Annotated in this window: 25 protein-coding genes; 14 read left to right on the top strand and 11 right to left on the bottom strand. The window is 70.3% G+C overall.

What is annotated here, in order from left to right:
- From ACOJVX_RS19620 to ACOJVX_RS19570, 11 genes are all read left to right on the top strand, one after another.
- Nucleotides 1-2,625: an SAV_2336 N-terminal domain-related protein gene (locus ACOJVX_RS19620; RefSeq protein WP_422646992.1), complete on the top strand. Its 2,625-nt coding sequence runs from the start codon at nt 1-3 to the stop codon at nt 2,623-2,625.
- Nucleotides 2,626-3,043: 418 nt separating this feature from the next.
- Complete coding sequence (locus tag ACOJVX_RS19615; RefSeq protein WP_026418514.1) at nt 3,044-3,238, top strand: hypothetical protein; 195 nt, start codon at nt 3,044-3,046, stop codon at nt 3,236-3,238.
- An 11-nt stretch (nt 3,239-3,249) separates the two neighbouring features.
- Nucleotides 3,250-4,500, top strand: a complete 1,251-nt coding sequence (locus ACOJVX_RS19610) for an FxsB family cyclophane-forming radical SAM/SPASM peptide maturase (protein ID WP_245588763.1) — start codon at nt 3,250-3,252, stop codon at nt 4,498-4,500.
- A complete protein-coding gene (locus ACOJVX_RS19605) occupies nt 4,497-6,419 on the top strand; it encodes an HEXXH motif domain-containing protein (RefSeq protein WP_051313861.1) in 1,923 nt (640 codons plus the stop codon). Before ACOJVX_RS19610 ends, ACOJVX_RS19605 begins: the two co-directional genes overlap by 4 nt.
- Before the next feature lie 47 nt (nt 6,420-6,466).
- A complete protein-coding gene (fxsT, locus tag ACOJVX_RS19600) occupies nt 6,467-9,511 on the top strand; it encodes an FxSxx-COOH system tetratricopeptide repeat protein (protein ID WP_162147297.1) in 3,045 nt (1,014 codons plus the stop codon).
- A gap of 265 nt (nt 9,512-9,776) precedes the next feature.
- Nucleotides 9,777-11,144, top strand: coding sequence for a trigger factor (gene tig / locus ACOJVX_RS19595; RefSeq protein WP_026418511.1), 1,368 nt, complete (start codon nt 9,777-9,779; stop codon nt 11,142-11,144).
- 188 nt (nt 11,145-11,332) lie between these two features.
- Nucleotides 11,333-11,965, top strand: a complete 633-nt coding sequence (locus ACOJVX_RS19590) for a ClpP family protease (protein WP_026418510.1) — start codon at nt 11,333-11,335, stop codon at nt 11,963-11,965.
- Between the two features lie 56 nt (nt 11,966-12,021).
- Nucleotides 12,022-12,648, top strand: coding sequence for an ATP-dependent Clp protease proteolytic subunit (locus tag ACOJVX_RS19585; protein ID WP_026418509.1), 627 nt, complete (start codon nt 12,022-12,024; stop codon nt 12,646-12,648).
- 153 nt (nt 12,649-12,801) lie between these two features.
- The gene (gene clpX / locus ACOJVX_RS19580) at nt 12,802-14,079 is read left to right on the top strand and encodes an ATP-dependent Clp protease ATP-binding subunit ClpX (protein WP_422646991.1); all 1,278 of its coding nucleotides are present in this window, start codon (nt 12,802-12,804) and stop codon (nt 14,077-14,079) included.
- Between the two features lie 189 nt (nt 14,080-14,268).
- Nucleotides 14,269-15,558: an acyl-CoA thioester hydrolase/BAAT C-terminal domain-containing protein gene (locus ACOJVX_RS19575; RefSeq protein ID WP_026418507.1), complete on the top strand. Its 1,290-nt coding sequence runs from the start codon at nt 14,269-14,271 to the stop codon at nt 15,556-15,558.
- Nucleotides 15,559-15,690: 132 nt separating this feature from the next.
- Complete coding sequence (locus ACOJVX_RS19570) at nt 15,691-16,344, top strand: RBBP9/YdeN family alpha/beta hydrolase (RefSeq protein ID WP_051313860.1); 654 nt, start codon at nt 15,691-15,693, stop codon at nt 16,342-16,344.
- Between the two features lie 66 nt (nt 16,345-16,410).
- Here the strand turns inward: ACOJVX_RS19570 and ACOJVX_RS19565 are convergent, their stop codons facing one another.
- From ACOJVX_RS19565 to ACOJVX_RS19535, 7 genes are all read right to left on the bottom strand, one after another.
- Nucleotides 16,411-17,343, bottom strand: coding sequence for an alpha/beta hydrolase (locus tag ACOJVX_RS19565; RefSeq protein ID WP_245588762.1), 933 nt, complete (start codon nt 17,341-17,343; stop codon nt 16,411-16,413).
- Nucleotides 17,344-17,526: 183 nt separating this feature from the next.
- A complete protein-coding gene (gene fdhD, locus ACOJVX_RS19560) occupies nt 17,527-18,375 on the bottom strand; it encodes a formate dehydrogenase accessory sulfurtransferase FdhD (protein WP_026418505.1) in 849 nt (282 codons plus the stop codon).
- Nucleotides 18,376-18,506: 131 nt separating this feature from the next.
- Entirely contained in the window at nt 18,507-20,822 is a 2,316-nt protein-coding gene (locus ACOJVX_RS19555) for an FdhF/YdeP family oxidoreductase (protein ID WP_422646990.1), read from the bottom strand.
- A 366-nt stretch (nt 20,823-21,188) separates the two neighbouring features.
- On the bottom strand, nt 21,189-21,584 hold the full coding sequence (locus ACOJVX_RS19550) for a hypothetical protein (RefSeq protein WP_422646989.1): 396 nt from the start codon (nt 21,582-21,584) through the stop codon (nt 21,189-21,191).
- Complete coding sequence (locus ACOJVX_RS19545; protein ID WP_422646988.1) at nt 21,578-22,012, bottom strand: hypothetical protein; 435 nt, start codon at nt 22,010-22,012, stop codon at nt 21,578-21,580. Before ACOJVX_RS19545 ends, ACOJVX_RS19550 begins: the two co-directional genes overlap by 7 nt.
- A 33-nt stretch (nt 22,013-22,045) precedes the next feature.
- Entirely contained in the window at nt 22,046-22,231 is a 186-nt protein-coding gene (locus tag ACOJVX_RS19540) for a hypothetical protein (protein ID WP_030105388.1), read from the bottom strand.
- Nucleotides 22,228-22,449: a hypothetical protein gene (locus ACOJVX_RS19535; RefSeq protein ID WP_418154914.1), complete on the bottom strand. Its 222-nt coding sequence runs from the start codon at nt 22,447-22,449 to the stop codon at nt 22,228-22,230. Before ACOJVX_RS19535 ends, ACOJVX_RS19540 begins: the two co-directional genes overlap by 4 nt.
- Nucleotides 22,450-22,606: 157 nt before the next feature.
- Here ACOJVX_RS19535 and ACOJVX_RS19530 point away from each other — a divergent pair, with 157 nt between their 5' ends.
- Together ACOJVX_RS19530 and ACOJVX_RS19525 are read left to right on the top strand one after the other, a co-directional pair.
- Nucleotides 22,607-23,458: a helix-turn-helix domain-containing protein gene (locus ACOJVX_RS19530; RefSeq protein WP_422646987.1), complete on the top strand. Its 852-nt coding sequence runs from the start codon at nt 22,607-22,609 to the stop codon at nt 23,456-23,458.
- The gene (locus ACOJVX_RS19525) at nt 23,455-23,640 is read left to right on the top strand and encodes a DUF397 domain-containing protein (protein ID WP_418154916.1); all 186 of its coding nucleotides are present in this window, start codon (nt 23,455-23,457) and stop codon (nt 23,638-23,640) included. Before ACOJVX_RS19530 ends, ACOJVX_RS19525 begins: the two co-directional genes overlap by 4 nt.
- A gap of 61 nt (nt 23,641-23,701) precedes the next feature.
- Here ACOJVX_RS19525 and ACOJVX_RS19520 read toward each other — a convergent pair whose 3' ends face one another.
- The gene (locus ACOJVX_RS19520; RefSeq protein WP_418154917.1) at nt 23,702-24,016 is read right to left on the bottom strand and encodes a hypothetical protein; all 315 of its coding nucleotides are present in this window, start codon (nt 24,014-24,016) and stop codon (nt 23,702-23,704) included.
- 227 nt (nt 24,017-24,243) lie between these two features.
- Here ACOJVX_RS19520 and ACOJVX_RS19515 point away from each other — a divergent pair, with 227 nt between their 5' ends.
- On the top strand, nt 24,244-24,426 hold the full coding sequence (locus tag ACOJVX_RS19515; RefSeq protein WP_418154918.1) for a DUF397 domain-containing protein: 183 nt from the start codon (nt 24,244-24,246) through the stop codon (nt 24,424-24,426).
- A 63-nt stretch (nt 24,427-24,489) separates the two neighbouring features.
- Here the strand turns inward: ACOJVX_RS19515 and ACOJVX_RS19510 are convergent, their stop codons facing one another.
- The 3 genes from ACOJVX_RS19510 to ACOJVX_RS19500 form a co-directional block, all read right to left on the bottom strand.
- Complete coding sequence (locus ACOJVX_RS19510) at nt 24,490-24,804, bottom strand: hypothetical protein (protein ID WP_103056092.1); 315 nt, start codon at nt 24,802-24,804, stop codon at nt 24,490-24,492.
- 326 nt (nt 24,805-25,130) lie between these two features.
- The gene (locus tag ACOJVX_RS19505) at nt 25,131-25,436 is read right to left on the bottom strand and encodes a hypothetical protein (protein ID WP_418154919.1); all 306 of its coding nucleotides are present in this window, start codon (nt 25,434-25,436) and stop codon (nt 25,131-25,133) included.
- Between the two features lie 83 nt (nt 25,437-25,519).
- Nucleotides 25,520-25,834, bottom strand: a complete 315-nt coding sequence (locus tag ACOJVX_RS19500) for a hypothetical protein (protein WP_103056090.1) — start codon at nt 25,832-25,834, stop codon at nt 25,520-25,522.

The raw sequence follows: 25,834 nt of genomic DNA, 5'->3' as shown, positions 1-25,834 counted from the left end.
ATGAGCATGCGCCGTCTGATCAAGGTCCTGGACGACCTCGGCCTGGAACCCACCTACCGTGAGGTGGCCGAGGCGCTGTGGCTCGCCCGGCACCTGGGGGGCCCGACCGGCGGTTCGACGGTCCGGGTGACCCGACCGGCCAAGCAGGAGGCCGCCGAGCCGGAGGGGTGGCCGGCGCCCTACCGGCCGCCGGCCGAGGACGGCCGGGGCGTGGACGGCAGGGACGGCAACGAGGTCGGGGACGACTGGCGGTACGGCCTGTACTCGAACGGGCTGACCGAGGAACGCCCCAGCACCGAGGCCAGGGGCCACAACATCCGCGTGCCCGCCGTGAGCGCGCTCCCCGACCAGCTCGAGCTGATCCGCCAGTTGCGCGCGTTCAAGAGACGCCTGGTCGCGGGGCGGACCCAGCAGCTCGACGAGGAGGGCACGGTCGCCTGGATAGCCAGGACCCAGGTGTGGAGGCCGGTGTTCCGGCCCGTGCCCGAACGGTGGTTCGACGTGGTGCTGCTCGTCGACACCGGCGCCTCCATGGTGATCTGGAAGGCGTTGGTCTCCGAGCTGGCCAGCCTGTTGCAGTGCCTCGGGGCGTTCCGGGACGTGCGGGTGCGTTACCTGCACAGCACCGAGGACGGTGAGGTCTCGCAGAGCAGCTCCGACCGCCGGGACAGCACGCGGCTGCGTCCGCTGCCGGAGCTGCTCGACCCGGCCGGGCGGCGCGTGGTGATCGTGGTCAGCGACTGCGTCGGCGAGGGGTGGGACAGCGGGGTGATCGGGCGGGGGCTCGCGGAGCTCTCCCGCAGCGGCCCGGTGTCCGTCTTCCAACCGCTGCCCCAGCACCTGTGGCGGCGGACGGGCGTCCGGCCGGTGAGCGGCCGCATGTCGGCGGCGACCTTCGGGCGGGGACGCCGCCGGTTCCGGTTCCGGGCGCGGCGGTCGTTGGCCGACCGGCGCAGGAGCACCCGCGCGACCAGCATCCCCGTCCTCCAGCTCGGGCCGGAGTGGCTGGGGCCCTGGGCCAGGCTGGTGGCGGGTCGGGGGAGCGCCACGATGGACTGCGCGGTGCTCGGGCTGCCCGCGACGCGTCCCTCGACGAGCCCGGTCCAACGGCAGCGGCGGTACCTCCCGGCGTCGCCCCTGGAACGGGTGTGGTCCTTCAGGGCCGCCGCGAGCCCGGAGGCCTTCCAACTGGCGACCTACCTCTCCGCGGTTCCCCTGGACCTCTCGGTCATCCGGCTGGTGCAGCGGGTGATGATGCCGGAGTCCCGGCCGTTCCACCTCTCCGAGGTGCTGACCGGGGGCCTGGTGACGCTGTCCTCGGCGATGCCGGCCGAGGAGTCCGCCGTCCCGGTGGGGCCCACCACCGACGTGCACTACCAGTTCCTGCCCGGGGTGCGCGAGGTGCTGCTGTCGATGTTGAGCAGATCGGGGCAGCAGGCCGTCCTGGAGGCCCTGTCGCACTTCCTGGAGGACCACTTCGGGATCAGCCCCAGGGAGTTCAGCGCGACCCTGGCGATGCCGGGTCGGCCGCAGAACGGCCAACGGGTGTTCGGCAGCCCGTTCGCCTACGTCTCGGTCTCGGTGTTGCGGCGGGTGCACGGTCAGCTGGCCACCAGTCTGCGAGGGGAGAACCCGAGCAGCCTCCGGCACGACCGGGACCACCACCGCGCGTTGTTGGAGCAGGCGGAGGACGCGTTGGCCTCCTTCCGCAGGTCCGGCACCTCCGACGAGCTGGACAAGGCGATCACGGCGTTCCGCGACTCGCTCCAGTTCTTCGCGCTGGACCGCAACGGCCGCTTCCGGTCCCTGGTCGGGCTCGCCGGGGGGCTGCTGCTGCGCTACCAGCGTTTCGGGCGCGCCTGCTCGCTGGACGAGTCGATCCGCTTCTACCAGGAGGCGCTGCGGGTCGGCGGCGGCCGCGAACAGGACGAGGCCACGTTGCTGCACCGGCTCAGCACGGCGCTGTTCGCCCGCTACACGCTGTCCCAGATCCCCGACTACCTGGACGACGCGGCCCGCGCCGGCCGGTCCGCCCTCGACGCCACGCCCGAGGACGACTCGCGTGCCCGGGTCTACCGGGAGTCGCTCGCCGACGTGCTGCACCGGCGTTTCCTGCTGATCGGGGAGCTCGGGGAGCTCGCCGAGGCGGCCACGCTGTACCGGGCCGTGCTGGAGGACCTCGACCCGGAGGGACCGGCCCACGCCGACGTGCTCGCCAAGCTGGCGGGTGTGCTGGGCGACCAGGCGGAGAGCACGGGCCTGGAGACCGACCTGGCCGACTCCTACGACGCGTGGCGGCGCGCGGCCAGGGCGACGAGGCCGGGCGAGCAGGAGTACCCGAAGCGGCTGTTCACCGCCGGGCGCTTCGCGATGCGCCTGCGCTACTTCGAATCGGCCATCGATCTGCTCTCGGACGCCGCCGGGGCCTTCGCCCAATTGCTCGGCCCGGAAGCCGAGGAGACCCTGCGGTGCCGGATTTATCGTGCTCGTTCGCTGTACCAGTCCGGCGAACGGTCGGCTGGGGTGGGGGAGCTGACCGAGGTCCTGGAGATTCGGGTGCGGCTGCTGGGGACGAATCACCCGGAAACGGAAGAAATCCGACGGGAACTCGGCGAGTTGGTCTGATCGGGCGTATCCACCCCGGTTCCGGGTGACGGTGGGGGTTACCCGAGGTCGGTCGGGCGACGTATCGGCCGCCGGTTTTCGGGTCAGTTCCGGTTCGGCCGAACCGGGCAACAAACGACGCACTGGTCCGCACGGTGTGACCGTCCGACCGCTCCCGGGTGCGCAGTGTGATTGCCCGCTGGCAACCTTGGTTGTCAGCGGACGACGTTATGGCGATAATGGCGTTGCATACGTCGGGGAGTTGTCATGGTCAGCAACAACGTCGCCACGGCGATTGTCGTGGTTCGTTCGTCGAGAATGTCCCTCGTGGCCTACGACCGATACCGTCCCACCACCCCGGCCCTCACCGCGCTGGCCGGTATTCTACCCACCGGGTCGTCCCTCCGTCCCGTTTTCGGTGGGGTCAGGAGGGTGGACCGTGTGGGAGACTGACGCCCGTCTCGATTCCGGCCTCGCGGACCTCACCGACATTCGGCTGGACCATTTGTGTGAGGCCGATGATTCGGTGCTGGTGAATTCGCTGCGGCGGGTCCTGCGGGAGATCGCGTCCCCCCGCCAGGTGCTGGCCGACTTCGACAACGAGCCCCCGGGGCCGCCGCTGGACTCGGGATGAGGGGCCCTGCCGTGACCGCGGGGAGTGGGGGCGAGCCACGGCGGGCGGGAGGCGACGACCGCCCGGGCTCCGGTCGGGAATGGCCGGGGGGCCTGGATGTCGCGGGACTGCGTGAGCGTGGCCAGCCACGTCTGCCGTTCTCCCGGTTCGTGCTCAAGGTGCACGGGCGCTGCAACCTGGCCTGCGACTACTGCTACCTCTACGAGATGGCCGACACGTCCTGGCGCCGGACTCCGGCCGTGATGAGCCAGGAGACGGTCCGGGTGGTGGCCGACCGGGTCGCGGAGCACGCGCGGCGGCATGACCTGGCGGACGTCCGCATCACCCTGCACGGAGGTGAACCACTCCTGGTCGGCCCGGTGGCGCTCGACCGGGTCCTCCGGGTGCTGCGGGCGTCCGTGGAGCCGGTCGCCCGCATCGGGTTCGCCATCCAGACCAACGGGGTGCTGTTGACCGACGAGGTCGTGGGGGTGCTCGCCGAACACCGGGTCCGGGTCGGCGTCAGCCTGGACGGCGGCGCCGACGCGCACGACCGGCACCGGCGCCGCCGGGGCGGCGGCGGAAGTCACGCGGCGGCCGCGGCGGGGATCCGACGCCTGACCGCCGCCCACCCCGAGTTGTTCGCGGGACTGCTCGCCGTCGTCGACCTGGACAACGACCCGGTGGAGGTCTACGAGCACCTCCTGTCCTACTCCCCGCCGGCGGTGGATTTCCTCCTGCCGCACGGGAACTGGACGACCCCGCCCCCACCGGGCCGGGTGCCGGACGGGAACTACGCCCGGTGGCTGATGGCCGTCTACGACCGGTGGTACGGGGCGCCGCGACGGGAGACCAGGGTCCGGCTGTTCGAGGAACTGGTCAACCTGCTGTTGGGCGGCCGGAGCAGGTCGGAGGCGGTGGGGCTCGCCCCGGTCGCCTTCGTGGTGGTCGACACCGACGGGTCGCTCGAACAGGTGGACTCCCTGCGGTCCGCCTTCGACGGGGCCGCGGCGACGGGGCTGACCGTCGCGGACGGGTTGGAGGAGGCGATGGACCATCCCGCCGTGGTGGCCCGGCAGTTGGGACTGGCGGGCCTGTCCCCCACCTGCCGGAGCTGTCCGGTGGTGGCGGTCTGCGGAGGTGGGTTGTACGCGCACCGGTACCGGGCTGGCGAGGGTTTCCTGAACCCGTCCGTGTACTGCGCGGACCTGCGAATCCTGGTGGACCACGTCAGCCGGCGCGTGCGCGCGGACCTGGCCAGGCTCCGGGCGGGTGCGAGGTGAGCCGCACCCACCAGCTGCCCGCGGAGTCCTTCGACGCGCTCGCCGAGGGGCGGGGCGGCGCGGCGGCCGTCACGCTGCTGCGGGATGCCCGCCTGAGCCGGCACCTGTTGCTGCTGCGCGGCCTCCTCGAACGCACCCCCTCGGGCGAGCCGGGCCGGGGATGGCTCGCCGAGGCGTTCCCCCTGCTGGTGAGGGTCGAGCGGAACCGCCCTGACGTGGTCCGGGACCTCCTCGGCCAGCCGCAGGTGGGGGTGTGGGCGACACGGTGCCTGCGGAGCGTCGTGGAGGCGGGGGGCCGGCGCCACGTGCGGGACGATTCCTGGTACCTGGCGGCCCTGGCCGCCAGTGCCGCGATCCGAGCCGCCGAACCCTTCGAGATCGCGGTCCCGCTGGTGGAGGGGCGCCTGGTGCTCCCCACGCTCGGCGTGGTCCTCGCGCCGGAGCCCACCCCGGGCGCCTCGACCGACGTCCGTGGGGAGGACCCCGGGATGTCCGACCCGGTGGCCCCGCCGCCGGCGTTGGTCCGGGCGGAGGGGGGCACCTCGGGACTTCGGGTGCGGGTGTGGTTCGGCGGTGCCGTCGTGACCCTGCCCACCGACCTGGGGAAGGCCGCGCCGGGGTGGCGTCCGATCAGCAGGATCGCCGTCAGCGGTCGGCTCAGCCTGCGCGTGCTGCTGGACGATGTGGACCCGTTCCGGGGCGGGGGCGATCTGGCGACCGCCCACCACCTGGAGGAGGGCCAGGAGCGCGACTGGCGGGACCTGGTGGAGCGCTGCTGGCACCTGTTGGAGCGGCACCACCCGGAGTCCTCCCGCGAGTTGGCGGCGGGACTGCGGGCCCTGGTGCCGATGGCGAGGCGAGTGGGTGGCAACCGCAGCGCCACCCACAGCGACGCCTTCGGCTCGGTCGCCCTCTCCCTCCCGGCCGACGCCGCGCAGTTGGGCGCCGTGTTGGTGCACGAGTTCCAGCATTCCAAGCTGAGCGCGCTCCTCGACCTCGTGCCGCTCGCCGACGGGAACGACCCGGCCCGCTACTACGCGCCGTGGCGCAACGATCCTCGGCCGGCCGGCGCGCTGTTGCAGGGTGTCTACGCCCATCTCGCGGTCGCCGATTTCTGGCGGCGGCAGCGGTGGCAGAGCGGGGACGACGCGGAGCGGGCGACCGCGCACTTCGAGTTCGCGCTGTGGCTCATCCAGACGCATTTCGCCGCCCGGGTGCTCGCCACCTCGCCGGCGCTCAACCCCGCCGGACGGCATTTCCTCACGACGATGTCACGCCGGTTGTCCCGCTGGCGCGCGGAACCGATTCCCGTCCGCGAGCGTGCCCTGGCGATCGACGCCGCCGCCGAACACCGCGCGCAGTGGAGGTTGCGGAATCTCCGCGCCGATCCCGTATTCGTCAACAACCTGGCCGAGGAATGGGCGGCGGGCGGCCCGGCACCGGCGAGGTTGACACCGGAAACCGAACTGTGCCCACCCCCGCTGGGCCCCGACAGCCCCCGTGCCGGTCTGCGGAGGGCGGCCGTGCGGGACCCCGATCTCGTCGCGCGCCGGCTTTCTCGGTCACAGGACGGCAACGGTATGGCGCGGGATGCGATACTTCGGGTGGAACTTGCCGATATAGCAGGGGAGGACGACGCGGCGAAACTCGGCTACCGGAATCGCCTGCTGGACAGTCCCCGCCATCGGGACGCCTGGGTCGGGCTCGGTTTGGTCGAGCGGCGGTCGGGTGATCCGGGGCTCGCGGAGTGGCTGCTGTGCCGTCCGGAGTTGGTCCACGCGGTTTACCTCCGCATCAGGCAATTGTGCGACGGCGTCGCCGACCCGATATCCGTGGCACGCTGGTTATTCGAGGGTCGGCCCGGACCCGGGTACGACGAACCGCTCGACATGGGAGGGTGGCGGCCTTTGGGCGACTAGCCTGTACCTGCTCACTACCGGGTGCCAGCTGAAGGGCGATGGGGATCATGGGTCCGAATGACAACTTCCCCGGCCGGCCGAACGTGCTGCCAGGTGGACTTCCGCCGCGGTCGGTGCTGATCTCCCACGCCAGCGCCGACCAGTTGTGGGCGGAGTGGATCCGCCAGCAGCTCGAACCCGCTGGGTACGCGGTCGAGCTGGTGACCTGGGCTCCGGCGCCGGAGGCGGACCTGTCGGAGCTGCTGCGCAAGGGGCTGACCGGCAACGACCTGACGATCGCCGTCCTGAGCGACGCGTTCTTCCAGGCCAGCGACTGGACCGCGGAGCAGTGGGACACCGCGGTGAACGAGGCCGCGCCCCACCTGGACAGGCTGATGCTCGCGCTGGTGGCACCCAGCGAGATCCCCGAGGTGAGCCGGCCCTTCGTCTACATCGACCTGCGGGACGTCGACGAGGCGGGCGCGCGGGAACGGCTGCTCGCCGGGCTTCCCGACTCCGACCGGGTGGAGGAACGTCCCTCCCTGATCCGCAAGATCACCGCCGAGGCGTTGACCCGTTTCCCCGGCAACCAGCCGCTGGTGTGGGGTCGGCACATCCCCCGGCCGCACGGCCGGTTCACCGGCCGGGAGGAGGCGCTCGCCTCCCTCCGCGTCCAGTTACGACGGCAGCCGTTGACCCGGCAGCCGGCCGTGCTGCACGGCATGCCGGCCGTCGGGAAGACCCAGCTCGCCTTCGAGTACGCCCACCGGTTCCGCGCCGACTACGACCTCGTGTGGTGCGTGCGCGCCGAGAACGTGGCGACGGCGAAGAACGACCTGGCCGAGTTGATCGGGCCCATGCAGATCCGCACCGAGGGGCTGGAGGCCGACCAGGTCGTCTCCGTGGTGCGGGAGGCGTTGCGCCGGGGGCAGCCCTTCCGCCGCTGGCTGATCATCTTCGACGCGGCGACCGATCCGACGAAGCTGTGGCGGTGGGTGCCCGACGGCCCCGGGCACGTGCTGATCACCTCCCGCAACCCCGACTGGGAGACGGTCGGCGAGCTCATCGAGGTGGGGGCCTTCAGCCGCCCCGAGAGCGTCGACTTCCTGCACCGGATCGCGAACCTGTCCACGATGGAGGCCGAACGGGTCGCGCAGGTCCTGGGTGACCACCCGCTGGCCCTGGAACTGGCGGCCGGGTGGCTCCGGCACGGCAGGCAGCAGGTGCCCGAGTTCCTGCACCTGTACGGCAAGCACTACACGAAGCTCTTCGAGGACACCCAGCTGCCCCACTACGACCGCTCGGTGGCCGCGGTGTGGAACCTCCCGCTGAACCGGCTGCGCGAGGAGCAGCCCGCCGCCGAACAACTGCTGCGGTTGGGCGCGTACTTCGCGCCGATCAGCGTGCCGCTGCGGCTGTTCAGCCCCGAGGACATGATCGGGTCCCGGCCGCGTCCGCTGGTGGTGCTGCCGGAGCCGCTGCACTCCCAGATCAGGAACCCGCTGATGCGGGCCCGCATCCTCGACGCCATCGGGCACTACGCGTTGGCCCGGATCTCCCACGGCACCGACGAGTCCAGCGGAGCGGCCATCCAGTTGCACCAGATGGTGCAGGCCGCGCAACGGGGCCGGCTCACCCCCGCGCAGGCGGAGGAGGCCAGGAACACGGTCCACGAGCTGCTCGCGGTCGCTGACCCGGGTGACCCTGGCGACCAGCGGCAGTGGTCCCGGTACGCGGAACTCGCCCAGCACGTCGACCACTCCGACGCCGTCGAGCGGGTCGACAGCCCCGAGATCCGGCGCATGGTGCTCAACGTGCTGAGCTTCTTCGCGCACCGGGGGGAGAACGCGCCGGGCATCGAGCTGGGGCAGCGGGCGATGCGGCGGTGGGAGCCGAGACTGGGGGCCGAGCACGCGGACGTGGTGGCGCTGAGCATCCACTACTCGAACCTGCTGCGGTCGGCGGGCCGGGTGGCCGAGGCCCGGGAACTGGGTGCCCGGTTCCTCGACGTGGCCAGGGCCCGCTTCGAGGAGTACCCGGAGCACGCCATCCACGCGGCGATGGGCTACGCCGCGGACCTCCGGCAGCTGGGTGACTTCCGGGGTGCCCGGGAGCTGGACGAGCAGACCCTGCGGCAGCTCACCGACGCCTTCGACCGCGACCACCACAACACCCTGCTCGCGGGGCACAACCTGGCGATCTCGCTGCGGCTGGTCGGGGAGTTCGAGGAGGCGCGCAAACGGGACGAGAAGACCCTCGCCCGGCGGCGCAAGATCCACGGCGAGAACCACCCGAGGACCCTGTTCTCGGCCAACGCGGTCGCCAACGATCTCCGGGAGTGCGGTTTCTACGCCAGGGCGTACACCACCCAGCAGCGGGTGTTCGACAACTACCGGCGGGTGCTCGGCGACCGCAACCTGGGGACGCTGCGCGCCTTCCGGGGGCTGGCGGTGTCGGCGAGGAAGGCCGGCTACTACCCGAGGGCGCTCAGCCTGTCCGCGGAGGGCGTGGAGCGCCACCGCACCCTGCTGGGGCCCAACAACCGGGAGACGATCGCCGCCATCACCAACTTCGCCAACGACCTCCGGTTGAGCCGCGACTACACGGCGGCCGTCCACCAGGCCCGGCTGGCCTACGAGAACGGCAAGAGCCAGCTCGGCCAGCAGCACCCCTACACGTTGGTGGCCGGGGTCAACCTGGCCATCATCCTGCGCGCCCTCGGCGACCTCAAGGCCGCCAGGGCCCTGAACGAGAAGACCCACGGGCTGCTGGGGACCGTGATGGGCGAGGAACACCCCTACACGCTGGCGGCCGCGACGAACCTGTCGAGCGACCTGGCCGCGGAGGGCGACCAGCCGGGCGCCGTGCTGCTGGGGGAACGCACGCTCGAGCAGTTGCGGCGAGCGAGGGGCCGGAGCCACCCCCACACCCTGGCCTGCGCGTCCAACCTGGCCATCGACCTGCTCGACGGGGGTGACCGGGGTCGGGCCAAGGATCTGGAGGCCGACACCGTGACCCGTTACCGCGACTCCCTCGGGGAACGGCATCCCGAGGTGATCGCCGCCATCGGCCGGCAGCGCGCCGACTGCGACCTGGAGCCGCCGCCGATGTGACGACGCGGGTCGTACGCCCGGGACACCCCGGGCTCCCGGCTGGTCGCTCTCGCCTAGAATCGTCGGTCAGGGTGGCGCCCCGCCGGCCGCGCCGTGCGCGCGGTCGGTGACGTGATCAACGGGCCGGGTCCGCCGAGCCGGATCGGCCCGGCCTCGAACCGTTGACCTGCCGCCCCGACGGCGTCTCGGCAGTCATTTCTGTCTAGACTCCCGCGGCGCCCGTTGCCCTGAGGCAAGCCGAGACCGCAACGCACAAGGAGATCACGTGAAGAGCACCGTCGAGCAGCTCAGCCCGACGCGGGTACGGATCAACGTCGAGGTGCCGTTCGACGAGCTCAAGCCCGACTTCGATCGTGCCTACCGCAAGCTCGCGGGTCAGGTCCGCATCCCCGGCTTCCGGCCGGGCAAGGCCCCGGCCCGGGTGCTGGAGAGCCGCATCGGTCGGGGCGTCGTTCTCGAGGAGGTCGTGAACGAGGCCATCCCGGCCAAGTACCTGGAGGCCGTGAACTCCGGCGAGGTGCGGACCCTGGGCCGTCCGGAGATCGAGGTCACCAACCTCGACGACGGCAAGGAGCTGACCTTCACCGCCGAGGTCGACGTGCGGCCGGAGATCACCGTGCCCGCGTTCGGTGAGCTCGCGGTGACCGTGGACGACGTCGAGGTCGAGGAGAGCGACATCGACTCGCAGCTCGACGAGTTGCGCGCCCGCTTCGGTACCCTCACCGGTGTCGACCGCCCGGCCCAGCAGGGTGACTTCGTCGTCATCGACCTGTCGGCCTCGGTCGACGGGCAGCCCGTCGAGGAGGCCACCACCTCCGGCCTGTCCTACGAGATCGGTTCCGGTCAGCTCGTCGAGGGCATCGACGACGCCCTGGTCGGCGCCTCGCAGGGTGAGACGAGGAACTTCACGACCAAGCTGGTCGCCGGGGAGCACGCCGGGCGGGACGCCGAGGTCAGCGTGGTCCTCCAGTCGGTCAAGCAGCGGGAGCTGCCGGAGCCCGACGACGAGTTCGCGCAGCTGGCCAGCGAGTTCGACACCATCGAGGAGCTGCGCGGCGACCTGCGGGAGCGGGTGGCCCGGGTCAAGCGGATGCAGCAGGGCATGCAGGCCAGGGACAAGGTCCTGGAGGCGCTGCTGGCCACCACGGAGGTGCCGCTGCCCGAGAAGGTCGTCGAGGCCGAGATCGACGTGCGCAAGCACGACGCGGTGCACCCGTTCGACCACGACGAGAAGCAGTTCGCCGCCTGGCTGGAGCAGCAGGGCCAGGACCTGGAGAGCTTCGAGACCCAGACCCGTGAGGAGGCGGAGAAGGCGGTGCGCACCCAGCTGCTGCTGGACACCATCGCCGACGCCGAGCAGGTCAGCGTCTCCGACGAGGAGCTCACCCAGCGCATCATCTACCAGGCGCAGCGCTTCGGCGTGAGCCCGGACGAGTACGTGCAGCGGGCCCAGCAGTCCAACCAGCTCGGCGCGATCTACGCCGACGTGCGGCGGGGCAAGGCGCTGGCCGGGGTCGTCCGGCACGCGACGGTCACCGACGAGTCCGGCAACGCGGTGGACATGGACGAGCTGTTCGGTCCGGCCGAGGGCGAGGAGAAGAAGTCCGAGGAGACGGCCACCAGCGAGCAGTGACCGCCGGCACCGAGCCGGCGCACGCTCTCGGCGAACACGGGCGGTGTTGCGGGATCAACGCCGCCCGTTTTCGTTAGGGTCGACAGCACCAGTCCCCGGACAACCAACGGCGCAACCCGGCCATTCGACGCCCCGGGCAGCCGAGGCGGGGTGTACGACTGACTACTTGTTGGAGAAGGCAGGCAGACGTGACGCACCACCAACCCAACCTGACGCCTTACATGCGGGGAGCCAACGCCGGCCTCTCGCTGAACGACTCGGTGTACGAGCGCCTGCTGCGTGAGCGGATCATCGTCCTGGGCACGCAGGTCGAGGAGAACATCGCCAACCAGATCTGCGCGCAGCTGATGTTGCTGGAGGCCGAGGACCCCGAGGCCGACATCCGCCTGTACATCAACTCGCCCGGTGGTTCGGTCTTCGCCGGCATGGCGATCTACGACACGATGGAGCTGATCCAGCCCGACGTCGCCACCGTCGCGATGGGTTTCGCGGCGTCGATGGGGCAGTTCCTGCTGTCCGCCGGCGCCCGGGGCAAGCGGTACGCGTTGCCGCACGCCCGGGTGATGATGCACCAGCCGTCCGCCGGCGTCGGGGGCACCGCCTCCGACATCGCCATCCAGGCCGAGGTCTGGAAGAAGGACAAGGACGAGATGGCGCAGCTCATCGCCGACCACACGGGGCAGCCGCTGGAGCGGATCGTGGCCGACTCGGACCGGGACCGCTGGTTCACCGCGCAGGAGGCCAAGGAGTACGGCTTCGTCGACCACGTGGTCAGCCGCGCCACCGAGATGAGCCCGGGAAGCTCGGGCAGCGGGCGCTGAGCCCGACCAACCACCGACACCCAGCGCTCCCAGGCTGATCACAAGGAGTGACACCCGTGCGTGAACTGCACCAACCCACGTCCCGTTACGTGCTGCCGTCGTTCACCGAGCAGACCAGCTACGGCGTGCGGGAGATGACCCCGTACAACAAGCTGTTCGAGGAGCGCATCCTGTTCCTCGGCTCACAGGTCGACGACATCGCGGCGAACGACCTGATGGCCCAGCTGCTGGTCCTGGAGGGCAACGACCCGGACCGGGACATCACGATGTACATCAACTCGCCCGGCGGGTCGTTCACCTCGCTGATGGCGATCTACGACACGATGCAGTACGTCCGTCCGGACATCCAGACGACCTGCCTCGGCCAGGCCTCCTCGGCCGCGGCCGTGCTGCTGGCGGCGGGTACCCCCGGCAAGCGGCTCGCCCTGCCCAACGCCCGGGTGCTCATCCACCAGCCGGCGATGGAGGGCGCGTACGGCCAGGTCTCGGACCTGGAGATCCAGGCCAACGAGATCCAGCGGGTTCGCGCCCTGATGGAGGAGACGCTGGCTCGGCACACCAACCGGAGCGCCGAGCAGGTCCGAGAGGACGTCGAGCGCGACAAGATCCTCACCGCGCAGGAGGCCCTCGAGTACGGCATCGTGGACGAGGTGCTGCCCTACCGGAAGTTGTCCCGGAGCTGATCCGACACGCCGAGTGCGCCGGGGTGCCGGCGCGCTCGGCGCACACCGGGCAGGGTTGTGCTCCCGTTGTACGGGTTCGGAAAGGTACCGTCGGGAACGTAGACAGCCAGGCGCACCCCAGGGGGGCGCCGGAGGGGACAGAGGTCAGCGGCCATGGCGCGTATTGGTGACGGCGGCGACCTGCTCAAGTGTTCATTCTGCGGGAAGAGCCAGAAGCAGGTGAAAAAACTCATCGCCGGACCTGGCGTTTACATCTGCGATGAGTGCATCGACCTCTGCAACGAGATCATCGAGGAGGAACTCGCCGAGGCGGGTGACGTCAAGCTCGACGAGCTGCCCAAGCCGGCGGAGATCCACGAGTTCCTCGACCAGTACGTCATCGGTCAGGACGACGCGAAGCGCACCCTGTCGGTGGCGGTGTACAACCACTACAAGCGCATCCAGGCCGGTGACCGGGGCCGGGACGGCCACGACAACGTCGAACTGGCCAAGTCGAACATCCTGTTGCTCGGCCCGACCGGGTGTGGCAAGACCTACCTGGCCCAGACGCTGGCCAAGATGCTCAACGTGCCCTTCGCCATCGCCGACGCCACGGCGCTCACCGAGGCCGGGTACGTGGGCGAGGACGTCGAGAACATCCTGTTGAAGCTCATCCAGGCCGCCGACTACGACGTCAAGCGCGCCGAGACGGGCATCATCTACATCGACGAGGTCGACAAGATCGCCAGGAAGAGCGAGAACCCGTCGATCACGCGGGACGTCTCCGGCGAGGGCGTGCAGCAGGCCCTGTTGAAGATCCTGGAGGGCACCACCGCCAGTGTCCCCCCGCAGGGAGGCCGCAAGCACCCGCACCAGGAGTTCATCCAGATCGACACGACGAACGTGCTGTTCATCGTCGCCGGCGCGTTCGCCGGGCTGGACAAGATCATCCAGGACAGGGTGGGCAAGCGCGGTCTGGGTTTCGGGGCCGAGGTGCGGTCGAAGGTCGAGATCGACAAGACCGACTTCTTCCGGGACGTCCTCCCCGAGGACCTCATCAAGTTCGGTCTGATCCCCGAGTTCATCGGCCGGCTGCCGTTGGTGGCGAGCGTGACGAACCTCGACAAGGAGTCGCTGGTCGAGATCCTCACCGAACCGCGGAACTCCCTGGTGAAGCAGTACAACAAGCTGTTCGACATGGACGGCGTGGAGCTGGAGTTCACCCACACCGCGATGGAGGCCATCGCCGACCAGGCGATCCTGCGCGGAACGGGGGCCCGGGGGCTGCGGGCGATCATGGAGGAGGTCCTCCAACCCGTGATGTACGACATCCCCAGCCGCAGTGACGTCGCGAAGGTCGTCATCACCGAGCAGACCGTCCGGGAGAACGTGAACCCGACGATCGTGGCGCGGCAGCCCTCCCGTCGGGAGCGCCGGGAGAAGAGCGCGTGACCCTCGGTTGAGGGAATTCCGCGCGGTGAGGAGCGCGGTGGCGGCACCGGCACTATCGTCACGGTGTGGTCGGGAGCGTGACCGCCGCGGGCGCCGTGGGAGGGGCCGGAGGCCCCTTCCACCGGGCCGGACCGGTGCCGGGGCGGCAGGTGGCGGACACGCGCTACCTCAGCGCGGAGGTTGGTCCGCATGGAGTTGGAGATCGACCCGCTCGACGGGCTGGTCGACCGCTGCCCGGCGGTGCGGGTACGGGCCAACCCCCACGTCGGAGTGAAGCTCGAGGTGAGCGTCACCGACGCGGCGGGGCATGACTGGGGCTCCCTGAACACCTTCGGCGCGGACGTGTCCGGACTCGTGGACACCGCCAGGGACGAACCTCTCGTCGGGACCTACGAGGGGGTCGACCCGACGGGCCCGTGGTGGTCCATGTCCTTCACGAACCGGGGCACCGCCCCGACCGACTTCGTCTCCAGCGCCGACTGGCTCGACTACCGGGTCGTCGCGCAGGCGGGGCGCGTCACGGAGACCCGGTGGATCCGACGGCGGTGGGCCGCCGACGGGGTGGAGCGGCGCGAACTCAACGACAACGGGGTTCGGCTGACCGTCTTCACCCCTGCCGGCGACGAGCCTGCTCCCGGGGTGCTCGTGGTGCCGGGGTTCGCGGGAGAGGCGGCGATCCAGCCCCGGGCCGCCCTGCTCGCCTCGCACGGGTACGTCGCGGCCGTCGTCGACTACCTGCCCAACGGCCCGGGCCCGCCGCACCTGGTGGAGATCCCGGTGGAGGTGGTCACCACCGGGCTGTCCGTCCTCGCCAGGCAGCCCCGGGTGGCGGCGGACAGGGTGGGGGTGTACGCGTCGTCGGTGGGCACCGAGGGCGCGTTCGCGGCCCTCGCGCTCACCGACCACGAACCGGTGCGCTGCGTGGTGGCCATCTCCCCGAGCAGCGTCATCTGGCAGGCCTCCTCCGGTGAGGGGCCGTCGATCCGAACGTCCTCCTGGTCCCACCGGGGGGAGCCGCTGCCCTGGGTGCGGGTGCACGCCAACCGGCTGCTGCCCGAGATGTTGGCGCACGCGATCCGGGACAGGGTGACCCGCTACCCCCGTCCGTCCGCCCTGCACCTGCGGTCCTCCTACGCGGCGGGGCTGCGGGACTACACCGCCGTGTCCGCCGCCCGGATACCGGTGGAGCGGGTGCGGTGCCCGCTGCTGCTGATCAGCGGGGAGGACGACCAGCTGTGGCCCGCGCCCGACATGGCGGCCACCATCCTGCACCGGCGGGACGCCCACGGCGTCGGGGAGGAGGACGAGAACATCGTGTTCCCCGACGCCGGTCACTTCCTCCGGCCCCCGTTGGTCCCCACCACGGCCGCGTGGAACGAGAACCTGGTGTCGGGCGGGTCGGCGGCCGGCACGGCCTCGGCGGACCGGGCGGGCTGGGAGGCGAGCCTGCGCTTCCTCCGACGCCACCTCGGGGCCTGAGCCGGCCGCCGCTCTTTCGGGTGATGGCCCGCGTGGGTCGGGCGTGTGCGCGGGACCGGGCGCCGGTGCTCGGGGTATCACCGACGGGGTGCCGCGAGGGCGGTCAGGTGATGACCGAGGGGAGTCCCGGGGATGTCCGATCGTCATGTCCTGTTGGTGCACGGCTGGCAGAGCCCCACCCGGGGCCACTGGCAGCTCTGGTTGTCCGCCGAGTTGCGCCATCTCGGCTGGCAGGTCCACTTCCCCCGGTTCCCGTCGCCGGGAACCCCCGTGCTGCGGTCCTGGCTACCGGTGCTCCGCGACCGGTTGGCCTCGGTACCCCGGGGTGACGAGCTCGTCGTGCTGGCCCACTGCGTCGGCGCGACGCTGTGGTTGCACCACGCGGCGACGCTGGGCGGGCGGGACCGGCGGGTGGACCGGGTCCTGTTGGCCGGTCTCCCCGGCCGAGGGTGGAACCACCCCGACCTCGTCGGCCTCCGGCCGCCGCCCCCGCACAGCTGGAGCCTGCGACGCGCCGCCGGGATCACGCGGATGGTGTGCGGTTCGGACGACCCGATCGCGCCGGTCCGCGAGTCGGAGGAGTGGGCGCGGGCGCTGCGCATCGGGCTTGACGTGGTGCCGGACGCGGGGCACCTGGACGCCGAGTCCGGGTACGGGCCGTGGCCCGGTGCGCTGGAGTGGGCGCTGGACCCGAGGGCGGAGTCCGTGGCGGCGGCGGGGAACCCGGGTCCTCCCGCCGACCTGGGGGCCCTGCACCACCGGGACGTCCTCGACGCCCGCCGTTGAGGGGCAGCGGGGCGGCGGCGGGGTGGTCGGTGTCCGAGCACCCCGCCGGTTCGCGCAAGCGGCGGGTCAGCCGAGGTGCCGGCCGAGGAAGCGGACCATCGCCGGCAGCGACCCGTTGAAGTACTCAAGGCTGTGGCCGCCAGGGGAGAGCGAGCTGATCTCCGGTTTGGCGGCGGCGGTGAACAGCCGGGCCCCCTCGATGAACTGGTCCTCGGTGCCGCACCAGATCCCGTTGGGGACGGTGCCGAGCTTGTCGATGTGCCGCAGCGGGTCCATCGACGCCCAGTCCGCCTCGTCGTGGAAGGCGTTGCGCAGCTTCATCTCCTCCCAGGTGGTGATGAGGGCGGGGGCGAGGGTCGCGCAGGCCCGGACAGGTCGGCGGCGCTCGTTGCGCCGCCGGGCGTAGAGCAGGGCACCGAAGCCACCCATCGACACCCCGGCCACCGCCGCCGGCTGGCCGCTGGGGCCGCCGAGCCCCCGCCGGGCCAGCCACCGGGGGACCTCCTCCAGGAGCATTCCCATCGGGTCGTCTCCCCGCTCGTGCTCGTGCCAGTAGCTGTTGCCACCGTCGACCAGGGCGAAGGCGTAGGGCGGGACCGCGCCGGCCGCGATGGCGTCGCCGAGCGCCTGGGGCAGCGTGGTGAACCCGGGGTGGCGGGCGTTGCCGTTCCTGCCGTGGAGCACCAGGCACACCGGCGTCGACCTGGGCAGCTCGCCGGCGGGTCGGACCGTCAGGAGCTCGACCGTCCTCCCCCGGAAGTAGGAGTGCACCTCGTCGATGACCGTCTCCGGCGGGCCGGCCTGCCGCCAGTCCGTGCCGGGTGCCGGCGCGGGGGCCGTCGGCATCGTGTCCAGGGGCGGCATCGGGTCCAACCCGGAGGGGATGCCGACCTGGTTGCGGGAGCTGGCCTGGGAGATTCCCTGCGTGAAGGAGAACAGCATCGCGGCGAGGCTGCCACCGAGGGCACCGCCCGCCGCGAGGACCGTTCGCCTGTCCATGGAGCGGGACTGTCGGATGAGTCGGTGCTTCCCCATGTGGCGACCTCCGTCCGTGGCACGCGCCACCTGAGCGAGGTAACGATCAGGTCGCGTGCTGATCACATGTAGCTACGTGATCGTGTTCCGGGAGAAATCCTGCCCGATTCACGGTGCGGGAGGTCTGTGATGATCGCTACTGAGCGCTCACTCGGACGGGGGTACCGCCGTCGTGCCGGTCAGGCGGTGCGCGGCGCTGTAGACGTTCATGGACGGCCCCCGGAGGAAGCCCACCAGGGTCATCCCCTGTTCGGTGGCGAGATCGACGGCCAGTGAGGACGGTGCGGACACCGCGGCCAACACCGGCACGCCCGCCATCGCCGCCTTCTGCACCAGTTCGAACGAGGCCCGACCCGAGACCATCAGGACCTGGCCCCGGGCGGGCACCCGTCCCTCCAGCAACGCCCAGCCGAGCACCTTGTCCACCGCGTTGTGCCGTCCCACGTCCTCCCGGCACACCACCAGCGTGCCGTCGGAGGTGAACAGCCCGGCGGCGTGCAGACCACCGGTGGAGTCGAAGACGCGTTGGGCGGCCCGCAGCGTGTCCGGCAGTGAGGTCAGCACGGACACGTCGACGCGCACCTCGTCGCCCTCCGGGCCGAACCGGGTGCGCAGCCGGATGGCGTCCAGCGCGGCCTTGCCGCACACCCCGCAGGAGGAGGTCGTGTAGAAGTTCCGCTCCACGCCGTGGTCGGGTGCCGGGACGCCCTCGGCCAGGGTGAGGTCCAGGACGTTGTAGGTGTTGCGACCGTCGGGGCCGGCCGCGTCGCAGTACCGGGCGCTCGCCACGTCCTCCCGGGACCCGATCACCCCCTCGGTGAGCAGGAAACCGTGCGCCAGCTCGACGTCGTGCCCCGGCGTCCGCATCGTCACCGCGAGGGCCCCGCCGCCGACCCGCAGCTCCAGGGGCTCCTCGGCGGCCAGGGCGTCCGGGCGCCGCCGGGCACCCGCCGGCGACACCTTCAGCACCGGCCTGCGCACGGTCACTCGCCCCATGTCCGCTCCTCCGTCGCTCGACGATCCTCCACGGCACACCAGTCTGGCCCACGGAGCGGATCAGACGCCGCCTTCGTGCCCGCGACCAGCGAGTCACGGCGCGCGCCCGGCGGCTCGGCGGCGACCACGGATCACACCTCGCGCGCCGACACGGGTTCGAGCCGGATGACGACCGACTTCGAGGCGGGGGTGCCGGAGACCTCGGCGACCGAGTCGAGCGGCACCAGGGCGTTGGTCTCGGGGTAGTAGGCGGCGGCGCAGCCGGCGGCGGTGGGGTACGGCACGACCCGGAACCCGGGGGCGCGCCGTTCGACCAGCTCGTCCCCGGTGCGCCACTCACCCACCAGATCCACCAGCTGGCCGTCGGCGACGCCGAGGGCGGCGCAGTCGTCGGGGTGCACGAGAACCACCCGCCGGCCGCCGCGGACACCCCGGTAGCGGTCGTCGAGCCCGTAGATCGTGGTGTTGTACTGGTCGTGGCTGCGCAGCGTCTGCAACAGCAGCCGGCCCGGGGGCACCCGGAGGACGTCGAGCTGGTTGGTGGTGAACCGGGCGCGCCCGCTGGCCGTCGGGAAGGACCGGCTGTCCCTCGGCGGGTGGGGCAGGACGAAACCGTCCGGCCGCCGCACCTTGTCGTTGTAGTCCTCGCACCCCGGCACCACGCGGCCGATCCGGTCCCGCACCAGGTCGTAGTCCTCGGCCAGCGACTCCCACGGGACAGGGTGGTCCGGCCCGAGGACCGCGCGGGCGAGGCCGCAGACGATCGCGACCTCCGAACGCAGGTGCGCGCTGGCCGGGGCGAGCCGTCCCCGGGAGGCGTGCACGCAGGACATGGAGTCCTCCACGGTCACGAACTGGTCGACGCCGTTCCGGACGTCCCGTTCGGTCCTGCCCAAGGTCGGCAGGATGAGCGCGCGCCGGCCCGTCACCACGTGCGAACGGTTCAGCTTGGTCGAGACCTGGACGGTGAGCGCGCAGGATCGCAACGCCCTCGCGGTGACCTCGGTGTCCGGAGCGGCGGCGGCGAAGTTCCCGCCCAGGGCGGCGAAGACCCCGATCCGACCTTCGCGCATCGCGCGGATCGCCTCCACCGTGTCCAGACCGGGCGACCGGGGCATGGGCAACCCGAACTCGCGCTCCAGGGCGTCCAGGAACGCGGCGGGCGGTTTCTCCCAGATACCCATCGTCCGGTCGCCCTGGACGTTCGAGTGGCCGCGAACCGGGCAGAGACCCGCACCCGGACGACCGATCATGCCCCGCAGGAGCATGAGGTTGACCAGTTCGCGGATGGTGGCCACCGACTGGCGGTGCTGGGTCAGGCCCATCGCCCAGCACGCGACGGTCCGGCGCGAGGTCGCCAGGAGCTCGGCGACGCGTTCGATCTGCTCGCGGGGAAGTCCGGTGGCGGCGAGGACGGCAGGCCAGTCCAGGTCCCGGACGTGCGCCGCGTACTCCTCGTACCCCTCGGTGTGGTCGGCGACGAAGTCCCGGTCGACCACCGAACCGGGTTCGGCCCGCTCCCGCGCCACCAGCAGGTGCCCCAGGGCGCGGAACAGCGCGAGATCCCCGCCGATCCGGATCTGGCAGAACTCGTCGGCCAGCCCGACCCCCCGCCCCAGCACGCCCCGGAGGTTCTGGGGGTTCCGGAAGCGGAGGAGACCCGCCTCCGGCAGCGGGTTGACCGCGACGATCCGGGCGCCCCCGGCCTTCGCCCGTTCCAGGGCCGACAGCATCCTCGGGTGGTTCGTGCCGGGGTTCTGCCCGACGACCAGGACCAGGTCGGCCTGGTGGATGTCGTCCAGGCTCACCGAGCCCTTGCCGACGCCGATGGTCTCGGTCAGGGCCGAGCCCGAGGACTCGTGGCACATGTTGGAGCAGTCGGGCAGGTTGTTGGTGCCCAGGCCGCGGACGAGGAGTTGGTACAGGAACGCGGCCTCGTTGCTGGTCCGGCCCGAGGTGTAGAAGACGGCGGAGTCCGGGTCGGGCTGGGCGGCGAGTTCCTCGGCGACCATCGCGAAGGCCTCGTCCCACCCGATGGGTTCGTAGTGGTCGGCGCCTTCCCCGAGCACCATCGGTTCGGTGAGCCGTCCCTGCTGGCCCAACCAGTAGTCCGTGCGGGAGGCCAGGTCCGACACCGAGTGCCGGGCGAAGAACTCCCGGGTGACCCGGCGGCGGGTGGCCTCCTCGGCGACGGCCTTGGCCCCGTTCTCGCAGAACTCGGCGGTGTGCCTGCCGTCTCCGGGCTCGGGCCAGGCGCAGCCGGGGCAGTCGAAGCCGTCCCGCTGGTTGACCAGGCGCAGCGTGTGGAGGGTGCGGCCTGGCCCCATCTGTTCCAGGCCGCGTCGCACCGAGGTGAGCACGCCCGGCATGCCGGCGGCCCACTCCTTCGGGGCGCTCACCTCGGTGGTGGTCTCGTCGATGTCCTCGTCCGGTCCCCGGTGGGTCATCTCCCCATCGTGGGTCACCCGGTGGCGGGGGACCAGGGTTTGGGGGATACGGAGTGCCGGCAGGTGGTTCGGGGATGCCACTGTCGAGGTCGGGCATCGCCCGTTCGCCGGCTCCGCCGCCACCAAGTCGTGGCCGGCCGCGTCGTGGCCCGTTGTCGTGGCGGACGCCCGGGGTTCCTCGTCGATCAGATCGCCGCCCCGTCGCGCGGGAAGCAGTCCGTCGCTGCCGCTGGCCCAGGGATCCCAGTTCGTCCGCGCCCAGCCCGCTGCCGAGCAGTGGAGAAGCCGCCGTGGCGGAGTCACTACCCCTGGAGCGGATGGTCCCCGTTCCCCCGGGGAGGGGTGAACGGGGACGGTGTCGCCCGCCTAGTCCCGGAACTCGAAGTAATCCAGCACGATCATCAGCAGCGGTGTCAGCCGGCAGACCAGCTCCCGTCCGCCTTCGGTGAGCTGGTGCCGCCGAATCACGGGCGCCCCGGGGGCGGGGCTGGCACGGACCACGCCCCGCAGCAGCAGGTGACGGCACTGGAGGTGCCTGCGGACCGATTCCCACGCCGGGTGCGACAGACCCACCTGGTGGCGGACCGCGCTGGCCGTGGTGGCGCCGTCGGCGACGACTTCGAGCACGGCCGCTCCCGACACGGTCAGGTCGTGCACCCGGCAGGCGGTGGCGGTGAGCACCGCGACCGGGGCCGACGGGTCGAGGTGTCCCGCGCGTAGCGCGTGGGTGAGCCGGGTGGCGGGGGCGTAGGGGTTCACCACGTTTCCGCTTCCTCGTGGCGGGGGAGCCAGCAGGCCAGGCAGAACTCCACGCCGGGGGTGAGCAGGCTGACCAGTTCGGTGTCGGCCGCCGGGGTCCAGATGCCGCAGGCGGTCCGCACGTCCAGGTCGGTGCGGTCCCGGGTGAGGTGGGCGGCGGTGTGTCCGGGGACGACGAGGGCGGCGAACAGGTCCGGTTTCATGATCTCGGCGCAGTGCGCGCAGGGTTGGTAGGGGATCTCGGGTGGGCGTTCGTCGTGGCCCACGACGACCGGGTGTCCGCAGAGGGTGTGGATGGTGGTGCCGATGAGGTGCTCGCCGTAGCCGCCGAGCACCAGGTGTCGCCACCACAGCCAGCCGGCGGGTGGTTTCGCGTCGATGCGCCAGAAGGCGGGCGGCTGCCCGGCGGTGACGCGGTCATGTTCAGGCATGTGGGACCGTCCCCGACAGTCGGTCGACAGGGTTCAGGCGGCCAGGGCGGCCACGATGGCCACGGTGGTGGCGGTACTCAGCAGGATCACGGCCGTCACGCGGGCCATGGCGGCGAAGCGCCGCCGGCGCAGGCGCCGCCGCTGGGCCTGGAAGGCGCGCATCGCCAGGAGGTCGCGTGTGCGGGCGGTGTCGGCGAGGTCCCCGCCGTGGCCGGTCACCGGGTGGCTCGGGTGGTGAGGGTGCGGAAGGTTCCGGTCTCGGGGTCGTACTCGACGACCCGGTGGCCGCGTGGTTCCGGGGGTAGTCCGCGTTCCGCGAGCCACGCCGCCCCCCGCAGCAACAGGGCTACGCCCATCCCCGATCCGACCAACCAGCACAACGCCCACATGGCAAGCCCCTTCCTACCCCTGATACCGGGACCGAGTTGTAACCCCATCCCGTGACGCTCAGATTGAGCGCCATGTGGGAACGTTATCGAGTAAAGTTACTAGCTACCTATACCCCATTCGGGCTAAGTGGGAAGCTTGATCCGGTAGACGCGGCACCTGCGAGACTGAGGCCACGTGAGCCGTACGAAGGCACATGGAGGACAGATGCGCTCGAACCCCACCGCCAGCAAGCGCCAACTGGGCGCGGCGCTACGGCGGTTACGTGCTGTCGCGGGTCTGACCGCAGCCGACGTAGCTCGGAGGTTGGAGTGGTCCGCGCCGAAGGTGTCCTCCATCGAGACCGCGCGAGTAAGGACGCACCCCAACGACGTGCGGCTGTTGATGGACGTCTACGAGGTCACCGATGAGGCGGAGCGTGACTTGCTGTTGCAGCTCTGCAGGGGATCGCGGAACGCCGGCTGGTGGCAGCAGTACGGCGGCAAAGCCCTGCAACAGTGGGCGACCCAGTTCATTGGCCTGGAGGATGCGGCAACCGAGATCCAGTACTTCGGCCTCGATCTCGTCTACGGGCCGACGCAGACCTCGGACTACGCCCGAGCGGTCATCGCGGCGGGTGCGCGTGACTACGGCGGAGACGACGTCGAACGGGCCGTTCAGCTGCGGGGTGAACGTCGATCACACCTGTTGTCCGAGGACGGCCCCCAAGTGTGGATGGTCCTCGACGAGGCCGCGCTGCGGCGCACCATCGGCGGTCAGGACGTCATGCGGGAGCAGTTGGAGTTCCTCGTCGAGTTGAGCCATCGCAGGAACATCACGATACAGGTCCTGCCCGCCTCCGTTGGTGCGCACCCGATGCTGGGGTCCGCGTTCCAGATCATATCGTTCGCGGAGGGCGATTCGATCGTCTACATCGAGGACCTCACGAGCGCACAGTATATGGAACGGGGTGAGGACCTGCGCAGGTACTCGGCCGGCTTCAACATGCTGCGTGCCATGGCGCTCAGCCCCGAAGCCTCACAGAACATGGTGGAAACGATCGCGGAGGAACTAAAGTGATTTCTGATGAGGCCTGGAAGGTCAGCAGTTATAGTGGTGGATCCAACAACTGCGTGGAGGTGGGGCGGACTCCCGGGCTCGCGGCCGTCCGTGACACCAAGAACCGTGATGGTGGAACGCTGGTCGTCGACCGGGACACATTCGCGGTGTTTCTTGCTGCGGTGAAGTCCGGCCGCCTGTAGCCAGCACCCCGGCGAGCCCCCGACCAATGCCGCGCATGGTCGGGGGTCGTTCTTTGTCAGCTCACGCGAACCACGCGATATCGCCGAAAAGCACTTCGCGTCCCTCCGCCTCGTACTCCCGTGTCTCCCGTTCGATGCGTTCCGCCTGCTCGTCTCGGCTTCCCTCCCACGGGGTGAACGTGCCTCCCTGTAGGCTCCCGGGTGTGATCCTGCCTTCGCGCACGAGTCCGGCCGCTACCCGACCTGCCCTGCTGATCTGCTGATCCCAGGGAACCCCACCCACGTCGACCAGTATGCCGATTATCGCAGTCATCATGACGTAGTCGATCTCGGCGAGATCGCACACGGATTCGCGGACCTCGTGGTCAATGTCCATTTGGTTTGTTCCTTGCTGTGACGTGTACCCATGTACTTCGGAAAAATTCCGTGAACGTCTCTGGGGTCTAGTGTGGGGTTGTTCTCGTACTTTCCTGCAAGCTGGTAGTGGTCCCGTAGGGGTGCTCCACCATGATGTCGCCATGCTTCTGGTGTTTAGCCTTCTGTGCGCGGTAGTATTGGGTCCCGGTGAATCCGTAACTCCGATGGAGAAGGCGGTAACGAGGCATGAATAATTTTCAGTGGTGCAAAAGTAGCTATTGTGAAGGAGGTAACAACTGTGTGGAGGTCGGACAAGCTCCTGGTGTCGTGGCTGTACGCGACACCAAGAACCGTGATGGTGGAACGCTGGTCGTCGACCGTGGCACGTTCGCGACGTTCCTCGCTGCGGTGAAGTCTGACCGCCTGTAGCTAGTGCCTCTGGCGAGCCCCCGGCCAGCACTACGCCTGGTCGGGGGCTCGTCCCCCCTCGGCTCATGCGAACCACGCGATATCACCCAGATCAACGTCCCGGCCGGCCTTCTCGTATTCCCGCGTCTCCCGTTCGATCCGGGACGCCGTCTCCTCACGACTTCCCTCCCAGTGCTGGAAAACGCCCCTGTGTAGTTCCCCTGGGGTGATCTTTCCTTCCCGTACAAGTTGGGCGGCTATCTCGCCGGCTCGGCTGATCTGCCGGTCGGCGCTCACTCCGCCCACGTTGACCAGTGCCCCGATGATGTCGGACATCATCACGTAGTCGATTTCCACCAGGTCGCACACTGACTCGCGAACCTCCTGGTCAATGTCCATCTGGTTCGTTCCTCGCTGTGGCGCGTACTATGGAAAATTTCGGTGTGCGCCCCTGGCGCCTGGCGTGGGATCGTGCTTTGTTGATTTCGCATGTCCCCGCAAGCTAACAGTGTTTCGTCGGGGTGCTCCATCATGCTGCCGCCATGTTTGTGGCGTTTAATTTCCTGTGCGGGGTAACATGGAGTCCAGGTGAATCCGTAAGTCTGGTGAAGAAGGCGTCACTGGAGCTGTGAAGGCCGGCCGCCTGTAGCTGGTGCCGCTGTTGGCGAGCCCCCGGCCAGCACTACGCCTGGTCGAGGGGCTCGTTCCCCCTCGGCTCATGCGAATCACGCGATATCGCCCAGATTCATCTCACGTCCGTTCTCCTCGTACTCCCGCGTCTCGCGTTCGACGCGTACTGCCCAGTCCTCTCGACTTCCCTCCCACGAGGTGAAAACGTTTCCTCGTAGGCTCCCTGGTGTGATCCTGCCTTCGCGTACGAGTCCGGCTGCTATTCGGCCTGCCCTGCTGATCTGCTGGTCCCAGGGAACCTCACCAACGCGAACGATGAGGCCAATGATCTCAGCCATCATGACGTAGTCGTCCTCGGCAAGGTCGCACACGGATTCGCGGACCTCGTGATCAATGTCCATGTGGATTGTTCCCCACCTCGACGGGCGGTTCACGGCGAGTCCGGTGCCGGTGTATCGATGTCCAGCTTGGTCTAGTCCGCAGCTCATGCGAACCACGCGATGTCGCCAAAAATTACTTCCCGCCCCTCTGCCTCGTACTCAAGCGTCTCACGTTCGATACGGGCCGCCTGTTCGTCTCGGCTTCCCTCCCATGGGGTGAACGTGCCTCCCCGTAGGCTCCCGGGGGTGATTCTCCCTTCGCGCACGAGTCCGGCCGCTATCCGACCTGCCCTGCTGATCTGCTGGTCCCAGGGAACCCCACCCACATCGACCAGTATGCCGATAACATCGGTCATCATGACATAATCTGCTTCGGCGAGATCGCACACGGATTCGCGGACCTCGTAGTCAATGTCCAT

The sequence above is a fragment of the Actinoalloteichus caeruleus genome (genome assembly GCF_049311605.1).
Classification (GTDB): domain Bacteria; phylum Actinomycetota; class Actinomycetes; order Mycobacteriales; family Pseudonocardiaceae; genus Actinoalloteichus_B; species Actinoalloteichus_B caeruleus.
Note: the sequence above shows the minus strand (reverse complement) of the source record. Positions and strands in the feature narration are given on the sequence as shown.

Excerpts from the sequence above, each read along its gene's own strand:
- ACOJVX_RS19530 (WP_422646987.1), top strand. The coding sequence starts at position 22,607 with ATGCGCTCGAACCCCACCGCCAGCAAGCGCCAACTGGGCGCGGCGCTA.
- ACOJVX_RS19620 (WP_422646992.1), top strand. The coding sequence starts at position 1 with ATGAGCATGCGCCGTCTGATCAAGGTCCTGGACGACCTCGGCCTGGAA.
- ACOJVX_RS19500 (WP_103056090.1), bottom strand. The coding sequence starts at position 25,834 with ATGGACATTGACTACGAGGTCCGCGAATCCGTGTGCGATCTCGCCGAA.
- ACOJVX_RS19535 (WP_418154914.1), bottom strand. The coding sequence starts at position 22,449 with ATGGGGTTACAACTCGGTCCCGGTATCAGGGGTAGGAAGGGGCTTGCC.
- clpX (WP_422646991.1), top strand. The coding sequence starts at position 12,802 with ATGGCGCGTATTGGTGACGGCGGCGACCTGCTCAAGTGTTCATTCTGC.
- ACOJVX_RS19555 (WP_422646990.1), bottom strand. The coding sequence starts at position 20,822 with ATGACCCACCGGGGACCGGACGAGGACATCGACGAGACCACCACCGAG.
- fdhD (WP_026418505.1), bottom strand. The coding sequence starts at position 18,375 with ATGGGGCGAGTGACCGTGCGCAGGCCGGTGCTGAAGGTGTCGCCGGCG.
- ACOJVX_RS19510 (WP_103056092.1), bottom strand. The coding sequence starts at position 24,804 with ATGGACATTGACCAGGAGGTTCGCGAGTCAGTGTGCGACCTGGTGGAA.
- fxsT (WP_162147297.1), top strand. The coding sequence starts at position 6,467 with ATGGGTCCGAATGACAACTTCCCCGGCCGGCCGAACGTGCTGCCAGGT.
- ACOJVX_RS19570 (WP_051313860.1), top strand. The coding sequence starts at position 15,691 with ATGTCCGATCGTCATGTCCTGTTGGTGCACGGCTGGCAGAGCCCCACC.
- ACOJVX_RS19575 (WP_026418507.1), top strand. The coding sequence starts at position 14,269 with ATGGAGTTGGAGATCGACCCGCTCGACGGGCTGGTCGACCGCTGCCCG.
- ACOJVX_RS19505 (WP_418154919.1), bottom strand. The coding sequence starts at position 25,436 with ATGGACATTGATCACGAGGTCCGCGAATCCGTGTGCGACCTTGCCGAG.
- ACOJVX_RS19565 (WP_245588762.1), bottom strand. The coding sequence starts at position 17,343 with ATGGACAGGCGAACGGTCCTCGCGGCGGGCGGTGCCCTCGGTGGCAGC.
- ACOJVX_RS19515 (WP_418154918.1), top strand. The coding sequence starts at position 24,244 with ATGAATAATTTTCAGTGGTGCAAAAGTAGCTATTGTGAAGGAGGTAAC.
- ACOJVX_RS19545 (WP_422646988.1), bottom strand. The coding sequence starts at position 22,012 with ATGCCTGAACATGACCGCGTCACCGCCGGGCAGCCGCCCGCCTTCTGG.
- ACOJVX_RS19520 (WP_418154917.1), bottom strand. The coding sequence starts at position 24,016 with ATGGACATTGACCACGAGGTCCGCGAATCCGTGTGCGATCTCGCCGAG.